Annotated in this window: 17 protein-coding genes; 16 read left to right on the top strand and 1 reads right to left on the bottom strand. The window is 43.7% G+C overall.

All coding sequences use genetic code 11. The features are described from left to right. Positions 1–85: 85 nt before the first annotated feature. The 11 genes from tmk to BU202_RS04265 all read left to right on the top strand — a co-directional run bounded on the left by tmk (position 86) and on the right by BU202_RS04265 (position 7,411). Complete coding sequence (tmk, locus tag BU202_RS04315) at positions 86–718, top strand: dTMP kinase (protein ID WP_075104671.1); 633 nt, start codon at positions 86–88, stop codon at positions 716–718. 3 nt (positions 719–721) lie between these two features. Next, a complete protein-coding gene (locus tag BU202_RS04310; protein WP_075104574.1) occupies positions 722–1,627 on the top strand; it encodes a DNA polymerase III subunit delta' in 906 nt (301 codons plus the stop codon). 3 nt (positions 1,628–1,630) lie between these two features. Then, a complete protein-coding gene (yabA, locus tag BU202_RS04305; RefSeq protein ID WP_075104573.1) occupies positions 1,631–1,948 on the top strand; it encodes a DNA replication initiation control protein YabA in 318 nt (105 codons plus the stop codon). Between the two features lie 2 nt (positions 1,949–1,950). Next, positions 1,951–2,817, top strand: a complete 867-nt coding sequence (gene rsmI, locus BU202_RS04300) for a 16S rRNA (cytidine(1402)-2'-O)-methyltransferase (RefSeq protein ID WP_075104572.1) — start codon at positions 1,951–1,953, stop codon at positions 2,815–2,817. Between the two features lie 153 nt (positions 2,818–2,970). Beyond that, positions 2,971–4,062, top strand: coding sequence for a 3-phosphoserine/phosphohydroxythreonine transaminase (gene serC, locus BU202_RS04295; RefSeq protein WP_075104571.1), 1,092 nt, complete (start codon positions 2,971–2,973; stop codon positions 4,060–4,062). After that, positions 4,062–4,622: a GNAT family N-acetyltransferase gene (locus BU202_RS04290; RefSeq protein WP_075104570.1), complete on the top strand. Its 561-nt coding sequence runs from the start codon at positions 4,062–4,064 to the stop codon at positions 4,620–4,622. Before serC ends, BU202_RS04290 begins: the two co-directional genes overlap by 1 nt. 56 nt (positions 4,623–4,678) lie before the next feature. Next, positions 4,679–5,860 carry a phosphoglycerate dehydrogenase gene (locus BU202_RS04285; protein ID WP_075104569.1) on the top strand — a complete coding sequence of 394 codons (1,182 nt, stop codon included), beginning with the start codon at positions 4,679–4,681 and terminating at the stop codon, positions 5,858–5,860. 2 nt (positions 5,861–5,862) lie between these two features. Then, complete coding sequence (locus BU202_RS04280) at positions 5,863–6,066, top strand: DUF6440 family protein (protein ID WP_075104568.1); 204 nt, start codon at positions 5,863–5,865, stop codon at positions 6,064–6,066. Beyond that, positions 6,053–6,565, top strand: coding sequence for a methylated-DNA--[protein]-cysteine S-methyltransferase (locus tag BU202_RS04275; RefSeq protein WP_075104567.1), 513 nt, complete (start codon positions 6,053–6,055; stop codon positions 6,563–6,565). The genes BU202_RS04280 and BU202_RS04275 overlap by 14 nt, the downstream gene beginning before the upstream one ends. After that, positions 6,549–6,902: an arsenate reductase family protein gene (locus BU202_RS04270; RefSeq protein ID WP_075104566.1), complete on the top strand. Its 354-nt coding sequence runs from the start codon at positions 6,549–6,551 to the stop codon at positions 6,900–6,902. The genes BU202_RS04275 and BU202_RS04270 overlap by 17 nt, the downstream gene beginning before the upstream one ends. A gap of 20 nt (positions 6,903–6,922) precedes the next feature. Then, positions 6,923–7,411: a GNAT family N-acetyltransferase gene (locus tag BU202_RS04265; RefSeq protein ID WP_244149017.1), complete on the top strand. Its 489-nt coding sequence runs from the start codon at positions 6,923–6,925 to the stop codon at positions 7,409–7,411. 215 nt (positions 7,412–7,626) lie between these two features. On the opposite strand, the gene BU202_RS04260 is transcribed toward BU202_RS04265, so the two are convergent. Next, positions 7,627–8,454, bottom strand: coding sequence for an exodeoxyribonuclease III (locus tag BU202_RS04260; RefSeq protein WP_075104565.1), 828 nt, complete (start codon positions 8,452–8,454; stop codon positions 7,627–7,629). A 195-nt stretch (positions 8,455–8,649) separates the two neighbouring features. Between BU202_RS04260 and metG the strand changes: the two genes are divergently transcribed. The 5 genes from metG (at position 8,650) to BU202_RS04230 (ending at position 15,723) form a co-directional block, all read left to right on the top strand. Then, complete coding sequence (gene metG / locus BU202_RS04255; RefSeq protein ID WP_075104564.1) at positions 8,650–10,644, top strand: methionine--tRNA ligase; 1,995 nt, start codon at positions 8,650–8,652, stop codon at positions 10,642–10,644. A gap of 391 nt (positions 10,645–11,035) precedes the next feature. Continuing rightward, a complete protein-coding gene (locus BU202_RS04245) occupies positions 11,036–11,995 on the top strand; it encodes a competence protein CoiA (RefSeq protein ID WP_075104562.1) in 960 nt (319 codons plus the stop codon). 56 nt (positions 11,996–12,051) lie between these two features. Further along, positions 12,052–13,857 carry an oligoendopeptidase F gene (gene pepF, locus BU202_RS04240; RefSeq protein ID WP_075104561.1) on the top strand — a complete coding sequence of 602 codons (1,806 nt, stop codon included), beginning with the start codon at positions 12,052–12,054 and terminating at the stop codon, positions 13,855–13,857. Between the two features lie 89 nt (positions 13,858–13,946). Next, positions 13,947–14,666, top strand: coding sequence for an O-methyltransferase (locus BU202_RS04235; RefSeq protein WP_075104560.1), 720 nt, complete (start codon positions 13,947–13,949; stop codon positions 14,664–14,666). Between the two features lie 61 nt (positions 14,667–14,727). Next, a complete protein-coding gene (locus tag BU202_RS04230) occupies positions 14,728–15,723 on the top strand; it encodes a peptidylprolyl isomerase (protein WP_075104559.1) in 996 nt (331 codons plus the stop codon). Positions 15,724–16,340 lie beyond the last annotated feature (617 nt).

Genomic DNA, 16,340 nt, shown 5'->3' with positions numbered 1-16,340 from the left:
TCTGTTTTTTTGGTAAAATAAGAGGAAATACGATTGAGAAATGATATCAGATTTTTACCGAGTATCAAAAAAACAGGGGATTCACATGACACAAGGAATATTTATCACATTGGAAGGACCAGACGGTGCAGGTAAGACCACGGTTTTACAAGAATTAGTACCGCGTTTAGAAGCACTAGGAAAGCAGGTCACAATGACCCGTGAGCCAGGAGGCGTTGCGATTGCAGAAGACATTCGCTCGGTCATCTTAAATCCTCAAAATACAGCAATGGATGATAAGACGGAGTTGTTGCTCTACATTGCAGCACGACGCCAGCACTTGAAGGAGCGCATTTTACCAGCCTTGGAAAGTGGCCAGCTGCTCTTGGTTGACCGCTTTATCGACTCTTCTGTCGCCTATCAAGGTTTTGGTAGGGGATTGGACATTGCAGCGATTGATTGGCTCAACCACTATGCGACAGATGGGCTAAAGCCAGATTTGACACTCTATTTTGATATTGATGTGGAAGAAGGCTTGGCGCGGATTGCTCGCAATGCTGATCGGGATGTTGACAGGCTTGATATGGAGGCTCTAGACATGCACGAGCGTGTCAGAACAGGCTATCTGGCGATTTTAGATAAGGAAGCAGAGCGTGTCGTGAAAATTGATGCTTCTAAATCCGTGGAGGAAGTGGTAGAGGCAGCTTTTACTGCTATCTATGACCGATTTTTTAAGTAATACATGAAAAAAGAAGAATTACAAGGGTTACAGCCCCAGCTTTACCAGTCTTTTCAGACCGTTTTGCAGCAAGGACGCTTGGCGCATGCCTATCTTTTTTCGGGCGATTTTGCTAGCTTTGAAATGGCTGTTTTTCTCAGTCAAGCGATTTTTTGTGAAGATAAGGTAGCAGAAATTCCTTGTGGACAGTGTCGCTCTTGTCGGTTGATTGAACAGGGCGAATTTACCGATGTGACCGTGGTCAGTCCCCAGGGCAATACGATTAAGACCGAGACGATTCGCGATTTGGTCAAGCAGTTTTCCCAGTCAGGTTTTGAGTCGAACCAGCAGGTCTTCATCATTCGGGATGCAGAGAAGATGCACCCTAATGCGGCGAATTCTCTCCTGAAAGTTATCGAAGAACCTCAAAGTGATATTCGGATTTTTCTGTTGACCAATCAGGAACATGCCGTTTTAGCAACCATTAAAAGCCGAGTTCAAATTGTAGCCTTTCCGAAAAATTTGCCTATTTTAGAACGATTGCTGGAAGAAGAAGGTTTATTGAAAACGCAGGCGCAGCTGATTGCTAGACTCGTCGCAAGCATCGAAGAAGCCAAGCAATTAGCGAGCCAAAAATCCTTTTTAGACCTGATAACGGTCGCAAAAAAGTGGCTCGATATCCTGTTGAAACAGCCCAACAAGGCTTATGTACAGGTGGGAAACTTGGTGCGCCTTGCCCCAGAAAAACTGGATCAATCCCGCTTGTTTGGGTTACTCACGCTCTTATTGGCAGATCAGATGACAGAGCCTAGGGTCTTGACTTATTTAGAGAATTTACAGCTGGCACGCCAGCAATGGCAGAGCAATGTTAGCCTGCAAAATGCCTTAGAATACTGGCTATTATCAACAGAAAAACAAGTGAAAGGATAGTGCATGGATAAGAAAGAGATTTTTGATGCCTTAGATGGTTTTTCTCAACAGCTGCTGGTCACACTGGCAGAAGTAGAAGCCATCAAGAAACACTTGCGCGGTGTGATTGAAGAAAATACAGATTTACGCTTGGAAAATTCCAAATTACGGGAGCGCTTAGAAAAAGATGACCGTGAACAGAATCGGACGGCGAATTTTGGGAAGGAAAATTTGGAAAATATCTACGAGGATGGTTTTCATATCTGTACTTTTTCCTATGGTCAACGCAGGGACAATGATGAGCCATGTCTGTTTTGTGAAGAATTATTGAATAGAGAGTAAGCATGCAGATTCAAAAATCAGTTAAACATTCCTTACCTTTCGGCACCCTGTATCTTGTTCCGACACCGATTGGCAATCTTCAAGATATGACCTTTCGGGCGATTGAGACCTTAAAAGAGGTGGATAGTATTGCAGCAGAAGACACGAGAAACACGGGGCTTTTGCTCAAGCATTTTGGAATTGAGACACGTCAGATATCCTTTCATGAGCATAATGCCTATGAAAAAATTCCCGTTTTGTTAGAGATGTTGCGGGCAGGTCAGTCGATTGCGCAAGTATCAGATGCGGGTTTGCCGAGTATTTCTGACCCGGGTCATGACTTGGTACAAGCTGCGATTGCTGAAAATATTCCAGTCGTTGCGCTTCCGGGGGCATCAGCAGGAATTACGGCCCTGATTGCATCAGGGTTAGCGCCGCAACCGCATATTTTTTACGGATTTTTACCGCGGAAAGCTGGTCAGCAAAAAGCCTTTTTTGAGGAAAAAAAGCACTACCCTGAAACACAGATTTTCTACGAATCACCGCATCGGGTCAAGGCGACCTTGGAAAATATGCAGGCGGTGTACGGCGACCGCTCGGTTGTTGTCGTGCGAGAATTGACAAAGCTGTACGAAGAATACCAACGCGGGCATATCAGTGAAATTGTGGCCTTTATCGCAGACCATCCCCTCAAAGGTGAATGCCTCATCATCGTATCAGGACATGATGGAGAAGAAGTAGCTGGGACTGAAGAAGTAGACTTGAAAGCAGAGGTCGACATGCTCATCGCAGCAGGTCACAAGCCCAACCAAGCCATCAAGGAAGTCGCCAAACGCTACCAACTCAAAAAACAAGAAGTATATGATCAGTATCATGGACTGGGGAAATAAATCTCCAGTTTTTTTATCCTTATATTTATCAAAAAGGAACATGCAGTAGGTGGTAAAACCCGAATAAATATACTATAAGAAAGTGAAAAAGATGGAATAGTCTGAAAATTTGTGATATAATAAACAAAATCTTGTTAATTTTGGAGGGTTATGATGACAATCTATAATTTTTCTGCGGGTCCTGCAGTATTGCCAAAACCTGTCTTAGAAAAAGCGCAGGCTGAATTTCTGGATTATAATGGCTCAGGCATGAGTGTATTAGAGATGTCGCACCGCTCCAAAGAGTTCGATGATATTATAAAAGGTGCTGAAAGCCTCTTGCGAGAGTTAATGGCCATTCCAGATAACTATAAGGTCTTGTTCTTACAAGGGGGAGCATCGCTTGAATTTACCATGATTCCGCTCAATTTTGCCCGTGGCAAGAAGGCCTACTATCTAGCAGGTGGTTCATGGGGGAAGAAAGCCTATACCGAAGCGGTTAAACTCTCAAAAACGATTCCGTTTGAACCGATTTTGCTAGGGTCAACAGAGGACATTACCTATGCAGAGTTGCCACGTTTTGATAAGGATACGATTGATCCTGAAGCAGCCTATGTCCACTTGACAACCAATAATACTATTGAGGGAACAGCACTCTACACCATTCCAGATACCAATGGTGTCCCCGTCATTGCAGATATGTCGTCTAACATTTTAGCAGCCCGCTACAATGTGGAAGACTTTGCCATGATTTATGCTGGCGCTCAGAAAAATATTGGACCAGCAGGTGTGACCGTCGTGATTGTCCGTGAGGATTTCTTGAGTGACAAGCCAGTCTTGTCCAGCATGTTGGACTACCGCATTCAGGCAGAGAATGAATCGCTCTACAATACACCGCCAGCTTACTCCATCTACATTGCCAAACTAGTCTTTGAATGGGTTAAGGAAATCGGTGGGGTGGATGAAATGGAAAAACGCAACCGCGAAAAGTCAGGTCTTTTGTATGATTACATTGACCAATCTGATTTTTACACAAACCCTGTTCGTAACGTTGAAGAACGCTCGGTAGCCAATATTCCATTTGTGTCACCAAGTCCAGAATTGGATGCAAAATTCGTCAAAGAAGCGACCGCAGCAGGCTTTAAAAATATCAAGGGGCACCGCTCTGTTGGTAGCATGCGTGCCAGCCTTTACAATGCCTTTCCACGCCAAGGTGTGCTTGATTTGATAGCCTTTATGAAGAAATTTGAAGAGGAGAATGCCTAATGGAAATTCGGCTTGCCCACCCCAATGAAGTGAATGCGATTTGCCAGATTTTTGAAGAAGCACGTGCCTTTTTAGCCCAAGCAGGCAGCAGCCAGTGGCAGGGTGTTTATCCGAATGAGGAAGATGTTTTTGAGGATATTTTATCAGGTCGCGGTTACGTTGCGATTGTAGAAGGTAAAGTGGCAGCTTATGCAGCTGTGCAAATTGGCAATGAGCCTGCTTACAATGACATCTATGATGGCAAATGGCAGCACAATAATTTTCTGTATACGACCTTCCACCGAGTCGCAGTGGCTGGAGCCTTCCGTGGTCAGCAGATTATTCAAACGTTTTTGCAAGGTTTGATTGAAGGACAGAAAGGCCCAGATTTCCGCTGTGACACCCATGAAAAGAATGTAGCCATGCAGCATATTTTGGAGAAATTAGGCTTTATCTACTGTGGAAAAGTTCCGATTGACGGAGAACGTTTGGCCTATCAGAAGATTAAAACCAAGCGAGAAACCAGCCTCTATCAAGAGATTGCTGAAGATGACCGCTGGATGCTCGGTCGAAACGATTAAACTAACAATAGAAAGAGGAGGGATTGGCTAAGAACCACTCCCTTTTAGGAAATAAGATGGTATTTAGTGTACGAACCTTTAATAATATTAACCAGATTGGCTTGAAAGAATTGGGAAATAAGTTTCAGATTGACGGAGACCAGGCAGTAAATCCAGATGCCTTTATCATCCGCTCTGAAAATTTGCATGGTGTTGATTTTCCTGAAAATCTCAAAGCCATTGCCCGTGCAGGTGCAGGCACCAACAATATCCCAATTGAGGAAGCAACCGCTCAAGGCATCGTGGTCTTTAACACGCCAGGTGCCAATGCCAATGCGGTAAAAGAAGCGGTCCTTGCTTCCATCCTATTATCTGCGCGTGATTACATTGGGGCAACTGCTTGGACCAATACCTTGTCAGGTGATGATGTGCCCAAGCAGGTCGAAGCAGGGAAAAAGCAATTTGCAGGGACTGAAATCACAGGCAAAACCCTTGGTGTTATTGGACTTGGTGCGATTGGTGCACGGATCGCCAATGATGCTCGTCGTTTGGGCATGAATGTCTTGGGCTATGACCCCTATGTCTCTGTGGAAACTGCTTGGAGTATTTCTAGCCATGTCAAGCGTGTGGACGATTTAAAGGACATTTTCACCCAGTCAGACTATATCACGGTTCACGTCCCTCTCAACGATAGTACGCGGGAATTGTTCAATGCGCAGGCCTTTGCGCTGATGAAAAAAGGAACCACCATTATCAATTTTGCCCGCGGTGAGTTGGTCAACCATCAAGACCTATTTGATGCGATTGCAACAGGGGTTGTGGGTCACTATGTGACGGACTTTGGAACAGAGGACTTGCTCAATCAGCCACACATTACGGTCTTTCCACACGTTGGAGGCTCAACAGAAGAGGCAGAGCTCAACTGCGCCATTGCGGCAGGTCAAACCATCCGCCGCTTTATGGAAACTGGTGAAATCACGAATTCGGTCAATTTCCCCAATATGCATCAGGCACTTTCAACACCATTTCGCATTACGCTCATCAATAAAAATGTGCCAAATATGGTCGCGAAGATTTCGACAGCGGTTTCTAGCCTTAATATCAATATTGACAATATTTTGAATCGTTCAAAAGGAGACTATGCCTATACCATGCTTGACTTGGATGAGTCAGACAAGGAAAAAATCACGGCACTTGCGGAGCAATTTGAAGCCGATGAGAATATTGTCAAAGTGCGAATCATCGAAAGGATAAAATAAGAATGGACAAAAAAGAACGAAAAGACTACGTGAAGGAATTAAAAGAACGATTTGAGGTCTTTCAAATCAATCTTGTCACAGCACTCTGGGTTGACAGAGAAACGGGTGTCGAGTATATCCGTATCAATGATAGTGATTTACGCCCGCTTTTTGATTCAGAAGGAAAGCCAAACATCAACAAAAAATTCAAAGATGACTTGCTATAAATGCAGCTATTCCTCACCATTGGGAGAATTGTCCATTGTCGCAACTGATACAGGCCTGCGAGGAATTTGGTTTGAGAACCAACGCTATTTTGAACGCGGTGTGACAGAAGCGCAGCTAGTCACAGACCACCCTGTCCTGCAGCAGACAGTTTCCTTGTTGGATGCCTATTTTGCAGGTCAGGCGGTTGATGTATCGAGCCTGTCGCTTGATTTTTCTGCCACACCTTTTCAGCAAGCAGTCTGGCAGGTCTTGCAGGAGATTCCTTTTGGAGAGACGATGACCTACGGTCACATTGCTCACCGCCTAGGAATGGCTTCTGGTCAGGCAGTAGGTGGAGCTGTCGGGAAAAATCCAGTTTCTATTTTAATCCCCTGCCACCGAGTGGTCGGCAGCAAAGGACAACTGACAGGCTATGCAGGCGGGCTAGAAAAAAAGCGCTGGTTATTAGCGCATGAATCATCAATGAAGAAAGAGGAAGAAAATGTTACTATTTTATGAATATCCAAAGTGTTCGACCTGTCGGGCTGCCAAGGCTGAATTACAAGCTCTAGGGCTCGAATTTGAAGCGATTGACATTAAGGCCAATCCGCCACAAGCTAGCCAGTTGAAGGCATGGATGGAAGCGACAGGGCTTGAACTCAAAAAATACTTCAATACGTCAGGTAATAGCTACCGTGCTCTTGGCTTAAAAGACAAATTTGACCAGCTGACGGTGGAGCAAGCCTTGGACTTATTGGCAAATGACGGTATGCTGATTAAGCGGCCACTCCTCATTCAAGATGGGAAAGTCTTGCAGATTGGCTACCGAACAGAGTATAAAGAGCTAGGATTGTAAGAGAAGAAAGATAGGAACTAATGATGGTGACACTATCCTTGTATCATGAAGTTGAGCATGGCCATTCATTGCAGGCTTATTCTTTAAGTGATAGTACGCATACGGATACTCCTCAAAATATTATTGAAACATCTAAAAAAGATAGGGATAGGTATCCGATAGCAATACTTGATCATGAAGATGGTCACCTCATTGGCTTTTTTTGCCTGCATGTAAATGCTGGTCCTAAAGAGTATGGCTATTATCAACAGGATTATGCACTTGTTAGGGGCTTTTCTATTGATGACAATTTCAGAAATCAAGGCTATGGCTCTCATGCTCTGAATGACATCTTTACCTTCATCGATTCAACTTTACAATTAGAAGTAAATCATATTATCCTAGCTGTAAATGAAAAAAATATCCTTGCCCAAAAAGCGTATAAACATTCAGGATTTTTTGTTGTAAAAAGAGATGTAGAAGGCCAAAAAGGAAAATTGATGATGATGGAGAAAAAGAGAGACGAGTAAGAAGCAGTTATTTTCTGTAATGTGGCTGTGACCGAAGAAGTAGCTACTTATAGCGTTTAGTTGAAAATAATTTGAATGAGTAAATAAAAACACTTGAAATCAAAGTCATTTCAAGTGTTTTTTATCTGCTATCTGTGAGTAGCTTCTCTTACTGCAATATCATTTCCCTCATAATCTGTAAAGGTAAAAACCATTGAGCATAGTTGCTTTGTACCTTATAGGTCAATTTCCATCACGATTGGTGTGTGGTCTTGGCGGGCGCCTGAGTCGATCATCTCTGACTTGGTCACCTTGTCGGCTACGCGATTACTGGTCAGCCAGTAGTCAATTCTCCAGCCTGTGTTGTTGATTTTGCTGGTCTTGCTGCGCTGCGCCCACCACGTGTACTGGTGAGGCAGGTCGCCGTGCAAGTGGCGGAAGGTATCGGTGAAGCCCTTAGCAAGTAGATTGGTAAAACCAGCCCGCTCTTCATCGGTAAATCCAGGCGATTGGCGGTTGCTGGCAGGGTTAGCAAGGTCGATTTCGTGGTGGGCAACATTGTAGTCACCTGTCGCAAGGACAGGTTTTTCTTGGTCTAGTGTTGCCAGATATTCAGCATACTTTTCGTCCCAAACTTGGCGGTCACTCAAGCGTTTCAAGCCGTCCCCTGCATTTGGCGTATAGACTTGGGTAACAAAAAAGTTATCAAACTCTAGGGTGATGATGCGTCCTTCCAAGTCCATGGTCGTGGGCGCTCCGATTTCTGGGAAGGTGATGGTTGGGGTCAAGCCTTTTTTGTAGAGAAACATGGTTCCTGCATAGCCCTTGCGAGCTGGCTCGACAGATGAGCGCCAGGTATTTTCATAGTCTGGAAAAAGTTGGTCTAGGATTTCCAAGTGTTTCTTGGTCGGACCTTTGGCAGATAATTTAGTTTCTTGAATTGCGATAATATCGGCATCTTCAGCAACTAAGGTCTGTAAAACAGCCTGTGACAATTGCGCACGAGCAGAATCGCTGGTTAAAGCGGCATTGAGCGAGTCAATATTCCATGAAATGAGTTTCATAATGTATCCTTTTCTTTTTGTTCTTTTTCTATTATATCAAAAAGAGAAGAGACTAGGCGTCTTTCTAGCTCAAACTTCCACGATACCTCGGTCAATCTGCCCTCATTCAGCGGATAATTTGTGTGTTATCAGGCTCCTTTTTGTGATATAATGATAGGATAGAACTGGGTTTCATTTGCCCTGAAAGGAAAGAATATGACAGAAAAGAACTTTTACATTACCACACCGATTTACTACCCTTCTGGTAAACTCCATATTGGCTCTGCCTACACGACCATTGCCTGCGATGTTTTGGCACGCTACAAGCGCCTCATGGACTATGATGTCTTTTATTTGACAGGACTTGACGAGCACGGTCAAAAGATTCAAACCAAGGCAGAAGAGGCAGGAATCACGCCACAGGCCTATGTAGATGGGATGGCTGTTACGGTTAAGGAACTTTGGGAACTCTTGGACATTTCCTATGATAAATTCATCCGCACGACGGATGATGACCATGAGAAAGTGGTGGCAGAAGTTTTTGAACGCTTATTGGCGCAAGATGATATTTATCTTGGGGAATACTCTGGTTGGTACTCGGTTTCAGATGAGGAATTCTTTACGGAAAGCCAGTTAGAAGAAGTCTTTCGTGATGAATCAGGTAAGGTCATCGGAGGGATTGCTCCTTCTGGTCACCAAGTGGAATGGGTGTCAGAAGAATCCTATTTCTTGCGTTTGAGCAAATACGCTGACCGTTTAGTCGAATTTTTCAAGGCGCATCCAGACTTTATTCAGCCAGACGGACGGATGAATGAAATTGTGAAAAACTTTATCGAGCCAGGACTTGAAGATTTGGCAGTCAGCCGCACCTCCTTTACCTGGGGAGTGCCTGTACCGTCCAATCCCAAGCATGTGGTCTATGTCTGGATTGATGCGTTGTTGAACTATGCGACGGCACTTGGCTATGGTCAGGAAAATCATGCGAATTTCGACAAATTCTGGAACGGAACGGTCTTTCACATGGTTGGAAAAGATATTTTGCGTTTCCACTCCATTTACTGGCCAATTCTCCTCATGATGCTTGATTTACCATTGCCAGAGCGGTTGATTGCCCACGGTTGGTTTGTCATGAAGGACGGCAAGATGTCGAAGTCCAAAGGCAATGTCGTCTATCCGGATATGTTGGTAGAGCGTTATGGACTGGATCCCCTACGTTACTATCTCATGAGAAGTCTCCCAGTCGGATCAGACGGGACGTTCACACCAGAGGATTATGTGGGGCGGATTAACTATGAACTCGCCAATGACCTTGGAAATCTTCTGAATCGTACCGTAGCCATGGTCAATAAATACTTTGATGGACAAGTACCTGCTTATGTAGAAAATGTCACCGCTTTTGATGCGGACTTGGCAAGCGTAGCAGCAGCATCCATCGCCGACTACCACAAGCAGATGGATGCGGTAGATTATCCGCGTGCCTTAGAAGCGGTATGGACCTTGATTGCCCGCACCAACAAATACATCGACGAAACTGCGCCATGGATATTGGCAAAAGAGGAAGAAAAACGCGCTGAACTGGCTGCTGTCATGAGCCATTTGGTGGCGAGTCTTCGTGTGGTAGCCCACTTGATTGAGCCGTTCATGATGGCAACAAGTGCTGCAATCTTAGAGCAATTGGGCATGGAAACCGTAAGCAGTCTAGAAAATCTAGCTCTTGCGGACTTGCCAGCAGGTTTGAGCGTGGTGGCAAAAGGTCAGCCAATCTTCCCACGCCTTGAGATGGATGAGGAAATTGCCTACATCAAGGAACAGATGGCAGCAGGTAAGCCAGTTGTAGAAAAAGAATGGAAGCCAGAAGAGGTCAAATTGACCCTGAATCGCAAGGAAATCAAGTTTGACGACTTTGAAAAAGTTGAAATCCGTGTCGCAGAGGTCAAGGAAGTCAAAAAAGTCGAAGGTAGTGATAAATTGCTCCAATTCCGCTTGGATGCAGGTGATAGCGAAGACCGTCAGATTCTTTCTGGTATTGCCAAATACTATCCAAACGAGCAAGAATTGGTCGGCAAAAAAGTCCAAATCGTAGCCAACCTCAAACCGCGCAAGATGATGGGGCATATCAGCCAAGGCATGATTTTATCAGCAGAACATGGCGACAGTTTAACCCTCTTGACGGTTGACCCTGCTGTGCCAAATGGTAGCCTGATTGGGTAAATACTTATCAGAAATAAAACATATTATCGCAGTAGTGTCTGTTAGTATCGTTATTAAATGGCTGCTCCACGCTTACATTTCTAGGTTTGGGCTAAAATTTTACTTCTCTAACTATATTGGGAAGAATGTGAACGAAGTGAGCTTAAACCGATATTTTCTTTGTGGTGGAATTCTTAGCGACAGTGAAGTAGTTGCTAAGAACGGCATTTTTGAGATCTTAGGCTCAAAAATGAGTAATGAAACTCCGAAGGAGGTTTTACGTTCGCACTACCAAGAAAATATCAAAAAGAGGAAATGGTGATATTTATTGAGTAGTAGAAAAAATATCAAAAAGTTGAACAATCTTTAGATTGTTCAACTTTTTTTGCGAATAAGATAGATAGGAGGGCTTATGTTAGTTGCACAAAATGAGCAGGGGCAGTCGGTTTGTTTAGTGGAACATCAGGCAGTTGTAGGTCAGAAATTTTTCTGTCTGGGGTGTGGTAGTCCTGTTCGTTTGCGAAAAGGACAGGTTATTCGAGCCCATTTTGCGCATGTTTCACTCAAAAATTGTCAGTATTTTTCAGAAAATGAGTCAGCCCAGCATCTTCAGTTAAAAACGGGTTTGTATCAGTGGGCCTTGAAATACAGTAAGGCGGAGCTAGAAAAGCGCCTGCCTGAAATAGAGCAGATTGCAGATATTTTATTAGGGGAAAAACTTGCTCTGGAAGTTCAATGTTCGAGTTTGGCGATTGAGCGCTTGCAAGAGCGAACCCGCTCTTATCAACAGGCAGGCTATCAGGTGTTATGGCTTCTCGGAGAGGATTTGTGGTTGAAGACCCGCTTGACCAATCTGCAAAAGCAGTTCTTATACTTTAGCAAATATGTCGGTTTTTTCCTCTGGGAATTGGATGCAAGGTCTCAAAAATTGCGCCTTCGTTATCTGATTCATGAGGACTTGCATGGCCGTGTGCAATGCTTGAGCAAGGAATTTCCCTTGGGAGTGGGCAGCTTGTTGGCACTTTTACGTTTTCCGTATCGGAGACAAAGAGGGCTAGTTTTTAAGGGGAAACACGATGTACGGTTACAGGACTATATCGCCCGAAAGCTCCGTTACCAGTCTCCCAAATGGATGGCAGTCCAAGCCCAGCTTTACCAGGAAGGGAGAAATTTACTCACTCAAAGCCTCGATGACTTTTATCCCCAAATTCGCCCGCCCCAGTCAAGAGCTGGTTTTGTTCAAGTTCAGCAGGACGTGACAGATTACTATGCTAATTTTCAGACCTATTACCAGCAATTAGCGCGTAAAGATGAACAGTATCTTTACCCGCCAATCTTTTATCAGACCATTCTCAAGAAAAATCTGATCTAACGTTAGAACCTGCCTTGAATTTGTGGTAGAATAAGGGATACGGAGGTAAACCAATTATGACAATACAACGCAATGAAATTGACGAAAAATACCAGTGGGATTTGACCACGATTTTTCCAACGGACGAAGCATGGGAGGCAGAACTTGCAGCTCTTCAAGCAGATGTAGAAGCAACAGCTGGTTTTGCAGGGCATTTGCTGGACTCGGCAAAGAATTTATTAGAAATCAGTGAAACGCAGCTGGGTCTGATGCGCCGCATGGAAACCCTATATGTCTATGCTTCTATGAAGAATGACCAAGATACCCGTGAAGGCAAATACCAAGAATTTCAGGCTAAGGCCTTGGGACTCTATTCAGCCCTTTCGCAAGCCTTTGCTTTCTATGAGCCAGAATTTTTAACTGTGACAGAAGAGCAGTTGGCAGCTTTCATGGAAGAAGAGCCAGCCTTGAAGCAATACAGCCACCAGTTTGAGAAATTATTGGCAGGAAAAGCTCATGTCTTGTCACACGAAGTCGAAGAAGTGCTAGCCGCAACAAGCGAGGTCTTTGATGCGCCGTCAGAAACCTTTTCTGTCCTTGATAATGCCAGCATCCGCTTTCCAGAGATTACCAATGAAGAAGGCGAACTCGTACCGCTTTCGCATGGTAGCTACATTTCCTTCATGGAATCAAGCAACCGTGAGGTGCGTAAGGATGCTTATGAGGCGATGTATAGTACCTATGAGCAGTTCCAGCACACCTATGCAAAAACATTGCAGTCAAATGTAAAAGTGAACAACTTAAAGGCTCGCTTGCGCAAATACGACAGCGCCCGTCATGCTGCCTTGTCTGCCAACTTTATTCCAGAATCGGTCTACGATACCTTGGTAGCAGCCGTGAACAAGCATTTGCCGCTCCTACATCGCTATATTAACTTGCGCAAGAAATTGCTCGGTATTGACGATTTGAAGATGTATGATATGTATACACCGCTTTCTGATGTGGATTACAAATTTACCTATGAAGATGCCTTAGAAAAGGCGGCAGATACCTTGACTATTTTTGGTGGTGAGTATAGTGCGCAGGTCAAAGAAGCCTTTGAAAATCGCTGGATTGACGTGCATGAAAATGAAGGAAAATGCTCTGGAGCTTATTCAGGTGGTGCCTATGATACCAACGCCTTCATGCTCTTAAACTGGCAGGATACGCTAGACAACCTCTATACTCTTATCCATGAGACGGGGCATTCGCTTCATTCTATGTTTACACGTAAGAATCAGCCTTATGTTTATGGCCATTATTCTATTTTCTTGGCGGAGATTGCCTCAACCACCAATGAAAATCTTTTGACGGAAAAACTCTTGTCAGAGGTAAAAGATGACAAGACCCGCTTTGCCATTTTGAACCACTACTTGGACGGTTTCCGTGGAACAGTCTTCCGTCAAACGCAGTTTGCTGAATTTGAACAAGCAATCTACAAGGCAGACCAAGCAGGAGAAGTCCTAACAGCTGATTTCTTAAATCATTTGTATGCAGAAATCAACGAGAAATACTACGGTTTGTCAGCTGAGGAAAATCCACAAATTCAATTTGAGTGGGCTCGCATTCCGCATTTCTATTACAATTTCTACGTCTATCAGTATGCGACAGGATTTGCAGCAGCATCTGCCCTCTCTCACAAGATTGTCCATGGTAGCCCAGAAGACAAGGAACACTATCTCGATTATCTCAAAGCAGGTAGTTCAGACTATCCGCTCAATGTCATCAAAAAAGCTGGTGTTGACATGACCAAGGAAGATTACTTGAACGATGCCTTCAAGGTATTTGAAGCTCGCTTGACAGAGCTAGAGGCCTTAGTTGAAAAAGGTGTTCATTTATCATAAATAGCAGAGCTAGCAGCTTGCTAGCTCTTTTTGACGAGTATCAGAAACCGATTCTTGACCGTCTAAATCCCTTATGATATACTGAAAAAATGGTAGAATCATACAGTAAAAACGCAAACCACAATATGCGCCGTCCGGTTGTCAAGGAAGAGATTGTGGAGATGATGCGAACACGTCAGGCGCAAAACACAGGCTTTTTAAAAGAGTTAGAAGAATTTGCTCGCAAGGAAAATATTCCCATTATTCCTCATGAGACAACGGCTTATTTCCGCCTCTTGATGCAGATGTTACAACCTGCATCTATCTTAGAAATCGGAACTGCAATTGGTTACTCTGCTCTCTTAATGGCAGAAAATAGCCCAACATCAACGATTACGACCATTGATCGCAACGAAGAGATGATCGGTTTTGCCAAGGACAATTTCACCAAGTATGATACGCGTCACCAGATTACCTTGCTTGAGGGCGAGGCCATGGAGATATTGCCGACCTTGCCAGACGACAGTTATGATTTTGTCTTTATGGATTCGGCCAAGTCCAAGTATATCGTCTTTTTGCCAGAGGTTTTAAAGAAGGTGAAGGTCGGAGGCTTGATTATTCTGGATGATATTTTCCAAGGGGGAGATGTTGCACGAGACATCCTGGAAGTTCGTCGTGGGCAGCGAACCATTTACCGAGGCTTACAACGTTTGTTCGATGCGACCTTGGATAATCCTGATTTGACAGCTAGTTTGGTGTCCATGAGTGACGGCTTACTCATGCTTAGAAAAAATGTAGAAACTGTCCACTTAAGTACAGAAGAAATTTAAGTAATTTTTAAGCAATTATGGTATAATGGTACAGTTAATAAAAAAGGAGAAATAATTCATAATGAAGACTAAAAAAATTCTCGCAGGAGCTGTAACCTTGTTTGCAGCAGTAACGCTTGCAGCTTGTTCAAACGGGTCTAATAAAGATATCGTGACCATGAAAGGTAACACCATCAACGTATCAGAGTTTTACGACCGTGTAAAAACCAACCAACAAGCTCAACAAGTGCTATTATCAATGGTCATCAGTGATGTTTTCGAACAGCAATATGGCAAGGAAGTTTCTTCAAAAGATGTGGACAAAGCCTATGATGAGATGGCGAACAGATTGGGAGACTCCTTTGCAGGGGCCCTATCTTCAGCAGGTTTGACAGAAGAAACCTATAAACAACAAATTCGTACCAACAAATTAGTTGAATTCGCCGTAAAAGAAGCAGCTGAAAAAGAATTAACAGATGATGCCTACAAAGCTGCCTATGACGCTTATACACCAGAAGTAACTGCTCAAATCATTAAATTAGCAGATGAAGCAAAGGCAAATGAAGTCTTGGCTCAAGCACAGGCTGAAGGTGCAGATTTTGCACAATTGGCAAAGGATAACTCAACCGATGCTGAAACCAAAGCAAATGGTGGAACAGTTAAATTTGACTCGACTTCTACAACAGTACCAAATGAGGTGAAAACAGCTGTCTTTGCCTTGAACGATGGCCAGGTAGGAGCTTCAGTTGTCAAGAGCGTTAACCTTTCAAACTATCAAGTTAGCTACTATGTCGTGAAATTGAATTCCAAATCAGAAAAAGCTGCTGACTGGAAAGAGTACAAAGATATCTTGAAAGATAGCTTTATCAAATCAAAACAAGCTGATGCAGCCTATGTGAAAAATGTGATTTCAGAAGCCTTCAAAAAGGCCAATGTAAAAGTGAAAGACCAAGCCTTCCAGAGCATCTTGTCACAATACATCACAACTGGAGACGCATCAAGTTCTTCAAGTTCAGAAGCATCAAGTTCAGAAACTTCAAGCAGTTCTGAAACTCAAGAATCAAGTTCAGACAAATAGTGCTCTATAAAAATCAAAATCTAACTAGCTTTCACAATTGAGAATGGTGAAAGGCTTGGAGATAAGGCTAGCCTTGCTAGCCTCCTCGAAACCTCGGGCATAACTTAGGTTAGCTGGGGAGTGGGACAAAAATCGTGATTTCGAAGAAATCGATTTTGTAGTCCTCGCTCTCTAGTTTCTAAGCTCGGGTATCAACAGTCACTCCCCTGACTGTTGATACCCCGCAAGTTGACTAGCTTCCACAATTGAGAATTGTGGAAGGTTGGAAATAAGGCTAGCGAAGAATTGTTAGCTAGCCTCTTCTAAATAGAATGTTGATTTATCAACGTTTTACAAACCAGACAACTACTGCGCCAAACTGTTAAAACTATGAAACGTAACGAGGTAAGGGACTTTTGTCCCACTCCCTATTTCCAACCTCCAACAGTCTCCCGGATTGTTGGAGCAAGGTGAGTGAACAAGGTTAGAGTTTGATGTTTGACGAGTATAAGATTAGGAATGGATATTCAGTCCCTTATAACAGAGAAATGGCGGTCGGTGCGAGCCATATAAGGTCGAATATCTTGCTACTTAATCGGAGACAATTGCATAAAAATGAGAATGACAAGTTCATTGAA

It is taken from the genome of Streptococcus cuniculi, from assembly GCF_001921845.1.
In the GTDB taxonomy this organism is placed as follows: domain Bacteria; phylum Bacillota; class Bacilli; order Lactobacillales; family Streptococcaceae; genus Streptococcus; species Streptococcus cuniculi.
The sequence above is the reverse complement of the archived record's forward strand: the minus strand, read 5'-3'. Positions and strand labels throughout refer to the sequence as shown.